The organism is Devosia equisanguinis (genome assembly GCF_900631955.1).
In the GTDB taxonomy this organism is placed as follows: Bacteria; Pseudomonadota; Alphaproteobacteria; order Rhizobiales; family Devosiaceae; genus Devosia; species Devosia equisanguinis.
On sequence record NZ_UZWD01000004.1, the window covers coordinates 190,386 to 206,100 of the forward strand.

The window sequence follows — 15,715 nt, forward strand, 5'->3', positions numbered from 1 at the left end:
CTCAAACCGTTGTTCCTCATCCTGTCTGATCAGCACCCGCTGCATCGAATGGTGTCGTGATGAAGGCAGCCTCGGCAAACCTCCCTGACTTGCATCGCGAGGAAAGACAATAGCCCCCAGCATGACCCAGCTTTCCTTTTATTTCCAGCGCCTGCTCAACAAGATTTGGTTCCTGCCTGCAGCCTTTTCGGTGGTGGCGCTGCTGACTGTCGGCCTTGCTCTTTACCTCGCGCGTTGGGCGCCCGATAAACTGCCTTGGACCATTTCGCAGGAGGCGGTGCAGTCGATCCTCGAGATCCTGGCAACCAGTCTGCTGACCGTTTCGGTCTTTGCCCTCTCGACGCTGATCAGCGCCCTGAGCTCGGCTTCAGGGTCGACGTCTCCACGAGCCGTGCCATTGATCGTCGGGGATCGCGCAGCACAGACTTCGATCTCTGTTTTTATCGGCGCCTTCCTGTTTTCCATCGTCGCGATCCTGGGCCTCTCGGCAGGCATCTACGGGTCTGCAAGCCGCCTAATCCTGTTTTCGGCAACGCTGGCCGTCGTCGCCATCGTTATTGCCGCCCTCATCCGCTGGATCGCTCAGATTTCGGATATCGGGCGGGTGGGACACACGATCGATCGAGTGGAAACAGCAACGGGCAAGGCACTGTCCCAACTGCTTGAACATCCCTTCTTCGGATGCCGGCGCCTCGAAGGCGAAGCCAAGGGACAGGCACTGTTCGCCGATCAGCTTGGCTATGTGCAGCACTTCGATGCTGCACGGCTGAATTCTCTGGGGGAAGAACATGACCTGCAGATCGCCATCACCGCTCTGCCCGGAACATATGTTTCGTCCGTGCGCCCCTTGATGAAGATCGTGGGTACCGTCAGCGACGAGTTGAAATCGAAGCTGACGGGCGCGTTCGTAATCGGTGACAGTCGCACCTTCGACTATGATCCACGCTTTGGACTGAGTGTCCTTGCCGAGATTGCCGACCGAGCGCTCTCTCCCGCCGTGAACGACGCGGGCACAGCTATCGATGTCCTGGGCCGGCTGACGCGCCTCCTGTCGGAGTGGAACCCGGATGCGGCTGATGCCTCTGTGGAGCACGAGAGAGTGTCGGCGCCACAACTGCGTCCGCGTGACCTCATCGAAGACGCTTTCCGGCCAATTGCGCGCGACGGTGCTGGAACCATCGAAATCGTGCTGCGGCTGCTTCACGGGCTCGAAGTGATCGCGGAGACCAACCCTTTCCTCAGACAGGAAGCGATCCAGGCAGCAACGGATGCAGTGCATCGTGCGGAGCGAGCGTTGCAAGCGCCGAGTGATATCAACGCACTTCACGAGGTGAAAAAGGCGTTCCGTTCCTGAGGAGGGGCAGATCAGCTGGAACGTGGGTCACGACGAGGCCGTCACCATGGTTCGGATGGATCACCCGCACTACGACCCAGCCGCTTGAGCGTCGGGCCTGCATAATCAGCGTGAAAAGACGACCGTAAGTGTATGCAAGGATGACCGCCCTTCCGGGATTTGCGGCGCCGACCAACCGGAGCGGGCGCTCCCTACGTCCACAGAACTCCACCGAGGCGCTTTCCTCCTACGCTTCCTATCGTGAGGAAAGGTCATGAAGGTTTCGCCAGTGCGACGAAATCTATCGATCCCTTTCTTGGCCCGCGTACAGCTCAATCGATTGCGGCGTGTAGTCCTCCTTGAGGAACCAGATTTTGGCACGCACAACCGACCCATGCAGGGCTAACGGTTCTGACAACACCATTTCCCCAGCACCAACCGGGCACAGTGCTTCAACGGTGACGCAATTGCCAAAGCCGCTGTCGGCGTCCGCTTGCGCAGGTTGTACGCTGAATACGTTCATGTGGCGTTGACCCCCGGTTCTGTCGTTGGACGATGAGTGGGACGCCTTAATGAATGTTTACCATCGAGGCAACCGCTCCAGATCAACGGAATCGGAGCCTGCCACCAAGCCGAACCCTGTTGTTGAGCGGCAACGCACAGAAACTCTATGGTGCCACATCTCGCATTCTTGCGACGCATGTATTAGAAGTTGCGTATGAAAAGAGCCTTGGTTCTCATCATCGTTGTCTTGTTCGGCCTGGCGTCCATTTCAGGCCCGAGCCTGGCTGCAGGTGTTGGTAACGGCGCCTTCTGGACCATCAACAATCAAGAACTCTGCTTGGAGCCAGCCTCGCTCGTCGAGAAGGCCCCGACGTTCAAACCTTGTTCAAAGTAAATCAACGGCCATGCCGTTCTGTGCCAGAATATGGCCGCCATACTGCCTTCGCTCGCAGAGCACATTTCGGGGCAGCGGGACACGGTCTATGCCCCAGGCGACAGCGTTGCAGTGACCTTATCGGGAATTGACAGGCGCTTTCGACCTCCCCGCGCCGTCTGAGGACTACGGCACCTCAAGCCGGCCAATTTTCTGATTCTGTCATCTTGAGAGGCAGTCTACGCGACTGCTGCGAACACACATGCTTCCGAACACGATTTCACGCCGGCACATGATGCTCGGCGCATCCAGCCTTGCCGCCCTTGCTCTTGCGGGGTGTGCCACCACAACGCCCACGGTCCCTGCTGCTCCCACGGCCCCTGTGGTGCCAAACATTTCATCTGATGTTCTGGCCATGTATGTAGCCATACCCGACGAGCGGTTCCCAATTCCCGCTGCGGATATCCATCTTGTCGATCCCATTTACTGGCGACAGGAGGTGGAGAACATCACTGGCGAAAGGGCTGGTGTTGTCGTGGTCGATACGCCCAACCGCTTCCTCTACTGGACCATGCCGAACGGTCGCGCCATGCGCTATGGTGTTGGCATTGGTCGAGATGGCTTTGCCTGGGAAGGCCGAGGACACATCGCCTATGGCCGGGAATGGCCGACATGGACACCGCCGTCCGAAATGATCAGCCGGCAACCTGAGCTTGAACCATATCGCCACGGTATGGAGCCAAGCCTAGAGAACCCGCTCGGGCCACGGGCGCTCTACATTCATCAAGGAAATCGCGACACGCTCTACCGCCTGCACGGAAATATGGATGCTCGCTCGATCGGCCAGGCTGTTTCGAGCGGTTGCGTCCGGCTTTTGTTCCAGGATGTCATCGATCTCTATGACCGGGTGACTTGGGGCGCGCCTATCGTGGTCTTGCAGTAGCGCAACAATAAGAAGGCCGGAGCAAGCTCCGGCCTTCTTCCCAGGCTTCAGATTGCCTTCACGACATCGGACAGCATGGCCTGAACCTTGCCGGCCACGGCATGCAGTTGATCATTTTCGATGGCCTGCATGGACGCCACAGGGTCGATGGCGCTGACTTCGACCGTGCCATTCTCCTGTTCCCGCACTATCACATTGCAGGGCAGCATGGCGCCCACTCGAGGTTCCAGCTTGACCGCTTCGAACGCCATCTTGGGATTGCAGGCACCCAGGATCACGTAGCCTGGCATGTCGGCGTCCAGCTTGGATTTCATGGTCTTCTGAACGTCAATTTCGGTAAGGACGCCGAAGCCTTTGTCGCCAAGCACCTGCTTGGTACGGGCAACAGCCGCATCGAACGTCATGCCGGGTAGCTGTTTGTCGAACGTGTACATGGTTGGTCTCCTCTTCAGATGAAGGCGGTAACGGTCTGGGCTGCCATGTAGATGGCGACGGCCACGATGAGACCGGCCAAAGCGATATTCAGCAGTCCCTTCTTGCTGGCCATCAACCCAGCGACGCGGGCGCCGACCAGGCCACCGAGTACCCCACCCCCGATGAACACGGCAGCAAGCGGCCAGTCCACCAGGCCTGAGAAGGCGTAGCTCAACGCAGTCGTGAGCCCGAACGCTGTGACTGCGACCAGCGAGGATCCGATGGCATTTAGGATCGGCATGCCGGTCGAGGCAACAAGACCTGGAACGATCAGGAAGCCGCCGCCGATGCCGAAAAACCCGGAGAAGGCGCCCGTTAGCCCGCCATAACCCAGGACCTTCGGTGCCTTCTCCCGGTTACAGGTGGCACCAGGCATTCCAGGGTTGCCACGCCCACGGAACATCAGCACGCCGACGACCAGCATGAGGATCGCGAACAGGAACAGCAGCTTGTCCCCATCCATGGCCTTGCCCAGTGTGGAGCCAAGGAAGGCTCCGGCAATGCCAGCGACAGTGTACATGAGGGCGCAACGCCAGATCACGTTGCCCTTGCGGGCATGGGTGACAAGATTGGTGGCGGCGTTGGCTGCGACTGCGAAGGCACTTGTTCCGATGGCCACGTGTGCGACTGGGACCCCCACGACATAGACCATGAGCGGGACGGCCAGAATGGAGCCACCGCCGCCGAAGAGGCCAAGGGTGAAGCCCACCAGGCTGCCAGAAAAGGCGCCGAACAAATATTGCAGGGGTTCCAGTAGCATTGTGGTCTTTCAGTCAGAGCGAGGCGGCGTAAAGGCTGCCGGCACGCCCGCCAGAGCGGCAGTAACCAAGAATGGGGCCATCGGTCTCGGCACGCGCCTGTTCGAAGCGGATCAATTGCCCCTCGGTCAAATGGCCGGAAACGGGGATATGGAAGGCCTTGATGCCGAAGCGTTCGGCGACTTCGGCGATATCGGCAAACGAAGGCTGGTTCGGGTCTTCGTTGTCTGGACGTGCGCAGACGATGCCCTTGTAGCCAGCCTCGGCGATCAGCCTGACATCATCGGGCTGAATCTGTGGGGACTGGGCAAAGCTGTCGTCGATCTTCTGGATGGCCATGGTCATTGATCCTTGGATGTGTTGAGCCCGTTGATGGGCACCTTGAGGTAGGTTTTGCCGTCGTCCTCGGGGGGCGGCAGTTGCCCGGCCCGCATGTTGACCTGCAGGCTCGGGATGATGAGCTTGGGCATTGAGAGGGTGCTGTCGCGTTCTTCCCGCATCTTGACGAATTCGTCTTCAGAGGTGCCGTGACCGACATGGATGTTATGGTCGCGTTCTTCTGCGACTGTGGTCTCCCACTGGATGTCGCGACCGTTCGGGCCGTAGTCGTGACACATGAAGAGCCGCATCTCGCCCGGCAGGGTCAGCAGCCGCTGGATCGACTGATAGAGGGTGCGAGCGTCACCGCCGGGAAAGTCGGCACGGGCCGAGCCGCCATCAGGCATGAAGAGGGTGTCACCGACGAATACGGCGTCGCCAATCACATGCACCATGTCAGCCGGCGTGTGCCCGGGCGTGAACAGGGTGTGCGCTGTCATGGTGCCGATCTGGTAGCTGTCGCCATCCTTGAACAGGCGGTCGAACTGCGATCCATTGCGCTGGAACTCGGTGCCCTCGTTGAAGATCTTGCCGAAGGTGTCCTGGACAACACAGATCTGGTCGCCAATGCCGAGCTTGCCGCCCAGCTTGGACTGGATGTGCGGGGCAGCGGAAAGGTGATCGGCATGGACGTGGGTCTCGATCAGCCACTCAAGCGTCCAGCCATTAGCCCTGATGTGCCCGATGATCTTGTCGGCACCATCATAGGCGATGTTGCCGGATGCGTAGTCGAAGTCCATGACAGAATCGATCACGGCGCAGGCGTTGGAATTTGGATCCTTGACGATGTAGCTGATGGTGTTGGTCGGCTCGTCGAAGAACGCGACAACTTCCGGTTTAACGGCTAGGTCGGGCGTAAACGGAATAGGGTGGGTGGACACGGAAATCTCCTTCTAGTTCGAAGATCAGGCCAGGACGCGGCGACGAGCAAAGGCCGCCCTGAGGCCATTGGCCCCGAGGATGCCGCCGATCATGGCGGCCACGAAGATGAGCGGGCTCAGTTCGCCCGAACCCAATGCTGGGATAGCGCCGCCTGGGCAGAAGCCGGCAATGCCCCAGCCAATACCGAACAGGGCAGAGCCTGCGATAAGAGGCACGTCGAGATTCCGTTTTGTCGGCAAATGGAATGTGCGGTCAAAGGCTGGCGCTTGGCGTTTCAGGACGAAACGGTAGCCGACAAAGGTCACGACCAGGGCTGACGCCATCACCAGCATGAGGCTGGGATCCCAGGTGCCGAAGACGTCGAAGAAGTTGAGCACCTTGGCTGGGTTGGCCATGCCTGAAACGACGATGCCGATGCCAAAGACAAGGCCGATCAGGGCTGCTGAAACGACGCGGAGCATCAGAAGCCCCCCAGCAGGTGGCGAACCACGAAGACCGTGATGAAGGTCGTCACCATGAAGGTCAGGGTGGCAGCAATGGAGCGAGGGGAGAGCCGGGCTATGCCGCACACGCCGTGCCCAGAAGTGCAGCCGCCGCCGAAGGTTACGCCGACGCCGACCAGCAGACCACCCAGAGTTATGGCGAGGGATGGTATTTCCTCCTGAAGTGGTAAGGATTGGCCTGTCAGCAGCAGGATCACGACGGGTGCAGCGACGGCGCCGAGCAGGAAGGCAACGCGCCAGTCCCAGTCGCCCTTTGGAAGGATGACGCCATTGAGGATGCCGGTCATACCAGCGACCCTGCCGTGCAGGGCCATAAGGCCAACAGCGGCGAGACCGATGAGAGAACCGCCGATCAGTGCTTGGAATGGGGTAAACGTCGTTTCCATTGTACCTTCTTGTGCTTCGGATTGGCCGCTGCTATTTCGCCAGCCAGCAATCAATTTCGTTGCTTCATATATTCGAATGTTCTAATATGTCAAGCATGGAAACGAAAGACCCTGCCGCCATGAACGTCGCCGAACTCGAACCGCGTGCCGAAGAAGCTGCCCAACTGCTGACTGCCATGGCAAACCCGAAGCGGCTGCTTATTCTTTGCAACCTTATCGAACAGGAACGCAGCGTTGGCGAGCTCTCCCGTATCGTGGAGCTCGAGCAGTCGCCATTGTCGCAGCACCTCTCAAAGCTGCGGGCGCTTGGTCTGGTAAAGACCCGTCGCGACGGGCAGACCATTTTTTATCGGCTTGCATCCGAGCCGGTGACTAAGGTCCTGATCACTCTCTATGACATCTACTGCCGCCCAGCAGGCAAATAGTCGAAACTTGCAGTTGAACTCTTGACCTTCCCACAGTGGGAAGCCCCATGTTCGTGGTCCGACTGCAAACAAGGCGGAAAGGACCAGGGTTATGTCGACGCTCGCTATGAACACGACGGCTTCCGAGAAGAGGGCCGTAATTTACCGCATGGTGATGCCGAGCCATACCTGTCCTTACGGCCTCAAGGTCAAGGATTTGCTGCAGCGATCCGGCTACGAAGTCGAAGATCATCACCTCAAGTCGCGTGAAGAAACAGACGCCTTCAAAGCCAAGCATGGGGTCAAAACAACACCCCAGGTCTTTATCGATGGTGAGCGGATCGGGGGACACGATGACACGCGTCGTTTCTTGGGCAAGACGGTTGTAGACCCAAAGGCGACCACATATCGCCCCGTGATCGTGCTGTTCGCAATGACGGCTTTGACGGCAATGGCGGTAAGCTACGCCGTGACTGGCTCCCCATTCACCGTGCGGGCACTGGAATGGTTCATCAGCTTTTCGATGGTCGTGCTTGCGTTGCTAAAGTTGCAAAACGTCGAGAGCTTCGCGACCATGTTCCTCAACTACGATCTGCTGGCGAAACGATGGGTGCCCTACAGCTATATCTATCCCTATGCCGAAGGGCTGGCTGGAATCTTGATGGTTGCCGGCGCGCTGACCTGGCTGTCGGTACCGGTTGCGCTCTTCATCGGCACGGTCGGGGCAGTTTCAGTCTTCAAAGCCGTTTATGTCGATAGGCGCGAACTCAAATGCGCCTGCGTTGGTGGCTCGAGCAACGTGCCCTTGGGCTTTGTCTCCCTAACTGAAAACCTGATGATGATCGCTATGGCCATCTGGATGGGTCTTTCCGGGCTCGGATTCATAGCCGCGGCGCACATCATGTAGTTGTCAGCAATTCAACGTCTTAAATTCAGGAGATGACTATGAAGAACTCACTTATCGTGCTCGCCATTTTCGGCATGTCATCGTTGCCAGCGGTCGCGCAAGATGCCCATGCTGGACATGATATGTCTGGGATGGGCGCCAATCTTCCGAAAATATGCGTGGCCGAAGACGGCATGTCAGGCGACATGTCGATGGGCATGGACCACGAGATGGACCAGGCTCATATGGACTTGATGGCAGGCATGGAAGAGACCAACAAGCGGATGATGGATGCCATGATGGTTGAAGACATCGACGTGGCCTTCGTATGCGGTATGATCCCTCACCATCAGGCAGCTATCAACATGGCCAAGGCCGAGCTTCAGCACGGTGACAATGACTGGGCGAAGGCAATGGCCCAGAAAATAATAGATGCTCAAGAGGCTGAGATTGCTGAAATGGTGACCTGGCTTGAGGGCGAAGGATCCAACGAGTAGCCGAGGCGGCAGCTTCTGGCTGTCCTTCAATTCGGGTGTCTGCTTTTACATCTCAGAAGTTGAAAGCAGACAGTCTCCTTCCCACCCCATTTCAGACTTTCGCCGCAGGTCGGCTGTCGTTCCGCTTGCCTTAGACAATGCCGAACTCTGTCATAGTTGGATCAGCATTTCCCAGTCATTGCAGTGCCCATCTATGTCGCAGCGGGCGCGCCATTTCTTTTTCACCACCACATTTCCTGCGCTGGCGCTACGGTTTGGTAGTGGCGCGATTGCGCTTGGCTAGGCTTTGAGATCAGTCCTTGATCGTGTCTCGGCCGTTGACCATCAGGGCCGCATCCGGACGGGCGAGGGTGACGAGGGTGAGGCCGGCATTTGTGGCGCGCTGGACGGCGAGGCTGGTGGGGGCGGAGATGGTGACCAGCATCGGGCAGCCGGCGCGGACGGTTTTTTCCACTAGCTCATAGGAGCAGCGGGCCGAGAGCAGGATGAAGCCGCTGGCCGGGTCGATCTTGCTGCGGGCCATGGCGCCCAAGAGCTTGTCGAGCGCATTGTGGCGGCCGACATCCTCGCGCACGAGGGTGATCGTGCCATCCGGCAGGCAGAAGGCAGCGGCATGCACGGCGCCGGTGAGGCGGCTCAACGGCTGATGTTCGGGCAGAGTGGCAAGGGCGCTGGCAAGGGCGGCGCGGGTGGTGTTTATCCGCGCGGTGAGCTTGGGCAATGGCCGCAGCACCTCGGCGATATTGTCGATGCCGCAAAGCCCGCAGGAGCTTTCGCCGACGCGCTTCCGGGCTCGTGCCAAAGCATTCTGCATGCCCTCCGGCGGCAGCGTCAGCCGGGCGACAAAGCCGCCCTCGACGTCGGAAATGACCAGCTTGACGATTCCGTCCGGTGACGCGATCAAGCCTTCGGACAGGGCGAAGCCGGTGATGTAGTCCTCGAGATCGATGGGGGTCGCCATCATCACTGCATAGCCGATGCCGCCGATATCGATGGCAATGGGCGCTTCGACCGGTACGGCGCGCCTGGTCTCTTCATCGCCCAAAACGCCCAGCCCCAGGCGCAGGACGTCGATATCCTCCGTCGCGCCCGTAGATGGCATCAGCGGACCACGCGCACCGGGATGGATTTTGCCGCCGGCGTGCCGCTGATGCGGTCGTAATAGTCGAGCGGCAGCAGCGGATTGAGCTCGGGATAATAGCCGGCCACCGAACCGCGCGGCATGGGATAGTCGAGCACGGTCAAGGCATCGACGCGGCGCGAAATGCCGTCGTGAAAGATGGTCTCGAGGCTAATCTTCTGGCCTGCTTCCAGCCCGCGTTCGGCACGGTCCTCGGCGTTCATGAACAGCACCATGCGGTCATTGTAGACGCCGCGATAGCGGTCGGAATTGGAATAGATGGTGGTGTTGAACTGGTCGTGGCTGCGCACTGTGGCCAGGCGCAGCATGTCCTTGTCCTCGACCGGCGCATCGACATGCAGCCCCTCGAACACCAGGAAATTGGCCTTGCCATTCGGGGTCTTCCAGACGCGGCGGCGCGAGGGCACGTCGAGGTGGAAGCCCCGCGGATTTTTGAGCTTGTCGTTGAAGTCCGAATAGATGGCCGGATAGACCTCGGCGATCTTGTCGCGGATGGCGGCGTAGTCATGGATATAGCGGGCCCAATCGACCTTGCTGTCGGGCAGGGTGGCCATGGCCATGCGGCAGACGATTTCGGTTTCGGGCAGCAGGTGTTCGCTGGCCGGTTCCAGCACGCCGCGCGAGGGCGTCACATTGCTCATCGCGTCCTCGATGGTGACCACCTGCTCGCCGAGCCGGGTGCGCACATGTTCGGAGCGCGCCACCACCGGCAGGATCAGCGCGTCCTGCCCATGCACCAGATGGCCGCGATTGAGTTTTGTGGCGATCCCTACGGTCAGCGCCAGCTTGCGCATGGCCGCATAGGCTTCGTTGGTGTCGGGCACGGCGCGGACGAAATTGCCGCCTAGACCGATGAAGACCTTGGCCTCGCCGCGCTTCATCGCCTCGACCGATTCCACAGCGTGGTGGCCGTGTTCGCGCGGCGGCTCGAAGCCGAAAACCTCACGGACGCGGTCGAGATATTCAGCTGTCGGCTTTTCGTCGACGCCCACGGTGCGATCGCCCTGGACGTTGGAATGGCCACGAATGGGGGCGATCCCCGCGCCGGGCTTGCCAATATTGCCCTTGAGCAGCAGCAGCGCCGCAACCTGCTGCAGCAGGCGCGACCCCTGCTGGTGCTGGGTCAGGCCCATGCCGTAGCAGATGATGGTGGCCCTGGAGCGGATATAGATTTCGGCGACGCGGCGGATCTGCTCTTCGCTGATGCCGGAGACCGCGACCAGTTCGGGCCAGTCATGCTGCAGCACATCAGCGCGCAGCGCCTCAAGGCCGGCTGTGTGTTCGGCGATGAAGGCCTGGTCGAGCACATCTTCGCCTGCCGCCTCGCGCTCGAACATCACCTTCATCATGCCCTTGAGCAGGGCCAGGTCGCCGCCGATCTTGATGTGGACGAATTCGCTGGCAATGGGCGTCGAGCCGAAGGTGGCCATCTGCACCACGTCCTGCGGCTCGGTGAATTTGAGCAGCGCACGCTCCGGCATCGGGTTGACGGCGACGATGGGGATGCCGCGCTTTCGGGCCTCGACCAGATTGGTCATCATGCGCGGCGAATTGGTGCCGGTATTCTGCCCGATGATGAAGATGGCCTCGGCCTCTTCGAAATCCTTGAGCACCACCGAGCCCTTGCCGATGCCCAGTACCGGCGGCAGGCCGCGGCTGGTCGGTTCGTGGCACATATTGGAGCAATCGGGGAAATTATTGGTGCCGAATTCGCGCACGAAGATCGAATAGAGGAAGGCCGCCTCGTTGGGCGTACGGCCGGAGGTGTAGAACTCCGCCTGGTTGGGATCATCGAGCGCCCGCAGATGCTTGCCGATCAGCGCGAAGGCTTCGTCCCAGGTGCAGGGGACGTAATGGTCGGTCGTGGCGTCGTAGCGCATGGGCTCGGTCAACCGGCCCTGCATTTCGAGCCAGTAATCGGATTGCTCCATGAGGTCGGAAACGCTGTGCTCGGCGAAGAAGTCGCGGCTCACGCGTGCGCGGGTCGCCTCATGCGCGAGCGCCTTGGCGCCGTTTTCGCAGAATTCGAGCTTCTTGCGCTCGTCGGCATCGGGGAAGGCGCAGGAGGGACATTTGAAGCCGCCGGGCTGGTTCATGTCCAGCAGTGCCCGCGAGCCCTTGGTGATGACGCTCTGTTCCATCAGCACCTTGGCGGTAGCCGCCGCCGCACCCCAGCCGCCGGCCGGATGCGTATAGGTCTGGTAGCGGGGTTGCTTGTCGCTCATGGGGCATCCTCCAGCCGGGCGCGAAGTGATCGGCGGCTCGGCACGCCGATTCTGACGGGCATTCACCTGTCGCACAAGGCTAAACACGCCGTGTGGTAGAAGCGCGCGAAGTCTACCTCAGTTTCAAATAATCTCTGCTCAGGGCTGGCGGAGTTGGTCGAGCAGTTTGAGGCCAAGGCGCAGGCTGGCGCCGGTATTGATCAGCATCTGCGGTAGGGTCAGCCATTCGAGCGTCCAGGCGGCGCCGGAGCGCTCATATTCATGCACCATGGCCTGCTGCAGATTGGCGGAGAGGCCGGCATTGGCGCGGGCCAGGGCGACCAGCACCTCGGCATTGACCGGATTGGCCTTGTGCGCCATGGCCGAGGAGCCGCCGCCGCCTTCGAGCTTGATTGCCGCGACTTCGTTCTGCGCCAGAAGCGCGAGGTCGGCGCCGATCTTGCCTAGCGTGCCGGAGATCAGGGCTAGAAGGGCGCCAAGTGCGACGATGGGGTCGCGGGTGGTATGCCAGGGAGCGGCCAGGCCAAGATCGAGACGGTGCGCCAGGTGCTCGGCGATGGCGTCGCCCCGCCCGGCAAAGCTCGAGCGATCGCCCACCGGTCCGCCGAGCTGCACGACGAGCAGGCTCCGGCGCATGGCGGCCAGGGCGCGCAGATGTCGCTGCAGCGGTTCGGACCAGGATGCGAGCTTGGCGTCCCAGGTGGTGGGCAGAGCCACCTGCATGCGGGTATGGGCCATGAGCGCGCGGCCGGACCAGTCATAGGCCAGCCGGTCGAGCCGGGCGAGCAGCCCGCCGAGCCGGCTTTCATAGAGATCGAAGATCGGCACCAGTTGCAGCATCAGTGCCGTGTCGATGATGTCCTGGCTGGTGGCGCCCTTGTGGAGAGCAGCGCCATGCGGCTCGGGCACGCGGGCCCGCAACTGCTTGACCAGCGCAGGGATCACCACGCCGTCCTGGGCCATGCCGGCCTCGAGCGCCGCGAAGTCCGGGGTAAAGCCATCGATGGCGGTGGCAATAGCGGCTGCGGCCTCGGGTGAAATCCAGCCGGCATCGGCAGAGGCGTCGGCGAGCGCCCGCTCGACCCGCAGCATGGCGGCGATCTCTGCAGCGTCGGAGAGCAGGGCTTGGATGTCGGCATCGCCGGCAAGGGCGGAGAGCAGGGTCATGACGGTCTCTTAGATCATGTCAGGGCATGGGCTGTGAAGCAGACTCGATCCAGCGGCACCGGCCCTTTTGGGGGGAGCACGCCATCCCTCCACCCGCCATCCCACTACCCGCCGTCACCCTCGGGCTTGACCCGAGGGTTCTGCTCTTCAATTGCCTGAATGGCGAGGCCCCTCGGGTCAAGCCCGAGGGTGACGACCAGAGTTTATGGGATGGTCGGCGTTCATGCATGCGGTCGCCCTAGAAATCAAAAAACACGGTTTCCTTGTCACCCTGCAGGTGGATGTCGAGGGTGTAGGTCGAGCCGTCGCGTTTCGCGATCAGGGTGTCGCGGCGGCGCGGGTCCATGATTTTGTTGAGCACGAAATCGGCGGCATTGGCCTCGGCTTCGTCGGCGAAATAGAGCCGGGTCTGCAGGCCGATATTGATGCCGCGCGCCACGATCCATAGCGAGACATGCGGCGCCTGCGGCTTGCCGTCCGGACCGTCGACACGGCCGGGCTTGATGGTTTCGAAGCTGAAGGTGCCGTCGGGCCGGGTCGGCTGGCGGCCCCAGCCGGTAAAGGCGGGGACGGAGTTGGACTTGGGAGCCATGGGCGCGACGAAGCTGCCTGTGCTGTCGGCCTGCCAGAGTTCGAGCACCGCGTCATTGACCGGCGCGCCGGAGCCGTCGATGACCCGGCCGGTAATGGTGATGCGCTCGCCCTTGGCCTCGGGCGTCAGCATGGTGATGCCGGGATCGGCGTCGATCACGCCAGTGATCCCGCAGAAATTCGGGGTCATGCCGATATGCACATAGGGGCCGGCGGTCTGGGACGGCGTCTCCTTGAGCACGGGAACGGGGTGCAGTCTCATCAATTCCCCTCCAGCTTGTTTTCGAACATGGTCGAGCGGCGGCCGCGCAACACGATGTCGAAGCGATAGGTGAGCGCATCCATGGGCACGGTGTTCTGCCGGTCGAGCCGGGCAATCAACTGATCGATGGCCGCTTTGTCGGGAATGGTGCCGACGATGGGGCATTGCCAGATCATCGGATCGCCCTCGAAATACATCTGGGTGATCAGCCGCTGCGCGAAGGCGTGGCCGAAAACCGAGAAGTGGATATGGGCCGGGCGCCAGTCATTGCCGCCATTGGGCCAGGGATAGGCGCCGGGCTTGACGGTACGGAAGTGGTAGAAGCCGTTTTCGTCGGTGATCGAGCGGCCGAAACCGCCGAAATTGGGATCGAGCGCGGCGACATAGCCTTCCTTCTTGTGGCGATAACGGCCGCCGGCATTGGCCTGCCAGTATTCCACCAGCGTATGGGGCACGGGCCGCGCATTCTCGTCGAGCACCTGGCCATAGACGATCATGCGCTGGCCGATGGCCTCGGTGCCGTCCTGACTGAAATTGCGGATGAGATCATTGTCGAGTTCGCCCAGCTTTTCGTGGCCGAAAGTGGGGCCGCTCATTTCCGACTTGGTGGGTCCGAGCGCCAGCAGGCTGTGCTTGGGGGCGCGGAAGGTCGAGCTCTTGTAGCCCGGCGTATCGGCCGGGGGGTGCCAGGCGCGATCGCGCTGGAACAGCACGCCATCGGCTCCGGGTAGAATGATGCCGCTCATTGTGCTGCCTCCTGACGCTTGGCGAGTTCCTGCTTGGCGATTTTGAAGGCGCTGTTGGCCGCCGGGACGCCGGCATAGACGGCCACATGCAGCAGCGCTTCCTTGATATCGGCCGGCGTGGCGCCGGTATTGAGCGTGGCGCGCACATGCATGGCGAATTCCTCCTCGTGGCCCAGCCCGGCCAGGAGGGCGAGGGTGACCAGCGAGCGCTCGCGCTTGCTGAGGCCGGGTCGCGACCATACCGACCCCCAGGCGCCTTCAGTGATGAAGGTCTGGAAATCGGCGTCGAATTCGGTGGTGCGCGCCGTGGCATTGTCGACATGGGCGTCGCCCAGCACCGCGCGGCGGGTCGCCATGCCCTGCGCGAAAAGGCTGTCGTCAGCCATTGATGGCCTCCTTGAGAAACTGCCGCATCAGCGCCGCGAGCTGTTCCGGCTGCTCGATGGATGGGATATGCCCGGCCCCGGGCAGAATTTCGAACCGCGCTCCGGGAATGGCATCGGCGCAGCTGCGCACCAGCTCCACCGGGGTCGAGCCGTCCTCGGCGCCGGCCACCACCAGGGTGGGCGTGGCAATGGCGCCGATGCTGTCGCGCAGATCGGTGTCGCGCAAAGTGGCGCAGGTGGCGGCATAGCCGGCCGGGTCGGTGCGCAGGAAGAGGTTTTTCCAGCCGGCCAGCGCCGCGGGCTCATGCTGGCGGAAACCGGGGCTGAACCAGCGCTCCATCACGGCGTCGGCGATGGCGCCCAGTCCCTTGGTCAGCACGGTGTCGGCGCGGGCGTTCCACATGGCATCGTCGCCAACCTTGGCGGCGGTATCGCACAGCACCAGCGCGTTCAACCGTTCGGGATGCTTCAGGGCAAAGCCCTGGCTGATCAGCCCGCCGATGGAGACGCCACCGAGGGCGAGGCGCTCGAAGCCGATATGGGCCAGGAGACCCTCGAGATCGCGCAGGTGGTCGTCGAGACTGTAATCGCCGGGCGGGCTGTCGCTGAGCCCATGGCCGCGCTTGTCATAGGAGAGAATGCGGAAGTCGCCGGAGAGCTGGTCGATCACGCCATCCCAGATACGGGCATCGGTGCCCAGCGAATTGACCAGCACCAGACCAGGCGCGCCGACCGGCCCTGCCAGGCGATAATGCAGCAACACATCATGGATGCGAATGAAGTTCATGGTCCCCTCTTCAGGCCGATTTAAGGGGCTGGTCGCCGCCAAGTAAAATGATTACTCATGACGATAAAATAACTCCGGGCTTATCGAAC

General features: G+C 61.4%; 19 protein-coding genes. 5 read left to right on the forward strand and 14 right to left on the reverse strand.

Annotated elements, in window-relative coordinates:
* Positions 1-121 precede the first annotated feature (121 nt).
* Complete coding sequence (locus tag DEVEQU_RS00970; RefSeq protein ID WP_126148686.1) at positions 122-1,354, forward strand: DUF2254 domain-containing protein; 1,233 nt, start codon at positions 122-124, stop codon at positions 1,352-1,354.
* 280 nt (positions 1,355-1,634) lie between these two features.
* Here the strand turns inward: DEVEQU_RS00970 and DEVEQU_RS00975 are convergent, their stop codons facing one another.
* Positions 1,635-1,856, reverse strand: coding sequence for a hypothetical protein (locus DEVEQU_RS00975; RefSeq protein WP_126148687.1), 222 nt, complete (start codon positions 1,854-1,856; stop codon positions 1,635-1,637).
* A gap of 616 nt (positions 1,857-2,472) precedes the next feature.
* On the opposite strand from DEVEQU_RS00975, the gene DEVEQU_RS00980 reads away from it, so the two are divergent.
* Positions 2,473-3,153, forward strand: a complete 681-nt coding sequence (locus DEVEQU_RS00980) for a L,D-transpeptidase (protein ID WP_126148688.1) — start codon at positions 2,473-2,475, stop codon at positions 3,151-3,153.
* A gap of 47 nt (positions 3,154-3,200) precedes the next feature.
* Here DEVEQU_RS00980 and DEVEQU_RS00985 read toward each other — a convergent pair whose 3' ends face one another.
* Genes DEVEQU_RS00985 through DEVEQU_RS01010 form a run of 6 tightly spaced genes read right to left on the reverse strand, consistent with a single transcriptional unit; the run spans position 3,201 to position 6,534 of the window.
* Positions 3,201-3,587, reverse strand: coding sequence for a DUF302 domain-containing protein (locus DEVEQU_RS00985; RefSeq protein ID WP_126148689.1), 387 nt, complete (start codon positions 3,585-3,587; stop codon positions 3,201-3,203).
* A gap of 14 nt (positions 3,588-3,601) precedes the next feature.
* A complete protein-coding gene (locus DEVEQU_RS00990; RefSeq protein ID WP_126148690.1) occupies positions 3,602-4,387 on the reverse strand; it encodes a sulfite exporter TauE/SafE family protein in 786 nt (261 codons plus the stop codon).
* Between the two features lie 13 nt (positions 4,388-4,400).
* Positions 4,401-4,724 (reverse strand): TIGR01244 family sulfur transferase, encoded by a 324-nt coding sequence (locus DEVEQU_RS00995; protein WP_126148691.1) that lies wholly within the window; start codon positions 4,722-4,724, stop codon positions 4,401-4,403.
* A gap of 2 nt (positions 4,725-4,726) precedes the next feature.
* The gene (locus tag DEVEQU_RS01000) at positions 4,727-5,644 is read right to left on the reverse strand and encodes an MBL fold metallo-hydrolase (protein ID WP_206437759.1); all 918 of its coding nucleotides are present in this window, start codon (positions 5,642-5,644) and stop codon (positions 4,727-4,729) included.
* A 24-nt stretch (positions 5,645-5,668) separates the two neighbouring features.
* Positions 5,669-6,106: a DUF6691 family protein gene (locus tag DEVEQU_RS01005; protein ID WP_126148693.1), complete on the reverse strand. Its 438-nt coding sequence runs from the start codon at positions 6,104-6,106 to the stop codon at positions 5,669-5,671.
* Positions 6,106-6,534: a YeeE/YedE family protein gene (locus DEVEQU_RS01010; RefSeq protein WP_126148694.1), complete on the reverse strand. Its 429-nt coding sequence runs from the start codon at positions 6,532-6,534 to the stop codon at positions 6,106-6,108. The genes DEVEQU_RS01005 and DEVEQU_RS01010 overlap by 1 nt, the downstream gene beginning before the upstream one ends.
* Positions 6,535-6,653: 119 nt before the next feature.
* On the opposite strand from DEVEQU_RS01010, the gene DEVEQU_RS01015 reads away from it, so the two are divergent.
* From DEVEQU_RS01015 to DEVEQU_RS01025, 3 genes are all read left to right on the forward strand, one after another.
* Complete coding sequence (locus tag DEVEQU_RS01015; protein WP_223214060.1) at positions 6,654-6,959, forward strand: ArsR/SmtB family transcription factor; 306 nt, start codon at positions 6,654-6,656, stop codon at positions 6,957-6,959.
* A gap of 91 nt (positions 6,960-7,050) precedes the next feature.
* Positions 7,051-7,845, forward strand: a complete 795-nt coding sequence (locus DEVEQU_RS01020) for a MauE/DoxX family redox-associated membrane protein (protein ID WP_386849548.1) — start codon at positions 7,051-7,053, stop codon at positions 7,843-7,845.
* Positions 7,846-7,883: 38 nt separating this feature from the next.
* Positions 7,884-8,321 (forward strand): DUF305 domain-containing protein, encoded by a 438-nt coding sequence (locus DEVEQU_RS01025; RefSeq protein ID WP_126148696.1) that lies wholly within the window; start codon positions 7,884-7,886, stop codon positions 8,319-8,321.
* Positions 8,322-8,613: 292 nt separating this feature from the next.
* On the opposite strand, the gene fdhD is transcribed toward DEVEQU_RS01025, so the two are convergent.
* From fdhD to pcaD, 7 genes are all read right to left on the reverse strand, one after another.
* Entirely contained in the window at positions 8,614-9,423 is an 810-nt protein-coding gene (fdhD, locus tag DEVEQU_RS01030; RefSeq protein WP_126148697.1) for a formate dehydrogenase accessory sulfurtransferase FdhD, read from the reverse strand.
* Complete coding sequence (locus DEVEQU_RS01035; RefSeq protein WP_126148698.1) at positions 9,423-11,687, reverse strand: FdhF/YdeP family oxidoreductase; 2,265 nt, start codon at positions 11,685-11,687, stop codon at positions 9,423-9,425. Before DEVEQU_RS01035 ends, fdhD begins: the two co-directional genes overlap by 1 nt.
* A 138-nt stretch (positions 11,688-11,825) precedes the next feature.
* Positions 11,826-12,854 (reverse strand): 3-carboxy-cis,cis-muconate cycloisomerase, encoded by a 1,029-nt coding sequence (locus DEVEQU_RS01040; protein ID WP_126148699.1) that lies wholly within the window; start codon positions 12,852-12,854, stop codon positions 11,826-11,828.
* Between the two features lie 238 nt (positions 12,855-13,092).
* Complete coding sequence (pcaG, locus tag DEVEQU_RS01045; protein ID WP_386849549.1) at positions 13,093-13,701, reverse strand: protocatechuate 3,4-dioxygenase subunit alpha; 609 nt, start codon at positions 13,699-13,701, stop codon at positions 13,093-13,095.
* A gap of 5 nt (positions 13,702-13,706) precedes the next feature.
* Complete coding sequence (gene pcaH, locus DEVEQU_RS01050; RefSeq protein ID WP_126148701.1) at positions 13,707-14,453, reverse strand: protocatechuate 3,4-dioxygenase subunit beta; 747 nt, start codon at positions 14,451-14,453, stop codon at positions 13,707-13,709.
* Positions 14,450-14,839 carry a 4-carboxymuconolactone decarboxylase gene (gene pcaC, locus DEVEQU_RS01055; RefSeq protein ID WP_126148702.1) on the reverse strand — a complete coding sequence of 130 codons (390 nt, stop codon included), beginning with the start codon at positions 14,837-14,839 and terminating at the stop codon, positions 14,450-14,452. Before pcaC ends, pcaH begins: the two co-directional genes overlap by 4 nt.
* On the reverse strand, positions 14,832-15,626 hold the full coding sequence (pcaD, locus tag DEVEQU_RS01060; protein ID WP_126148703.1) for a 3-oxoadipate enol-lactonase: 795 nt from the start codon (positions 15,624-15,626) through the stop codon (positions 14,832-14,834). The genes pcaC and pcaD overlap by 8 nt, the downstream gene beginning before the upstream one ends.
* Positions 15,627-15,715: the final 89 nt, after the last annotated feature.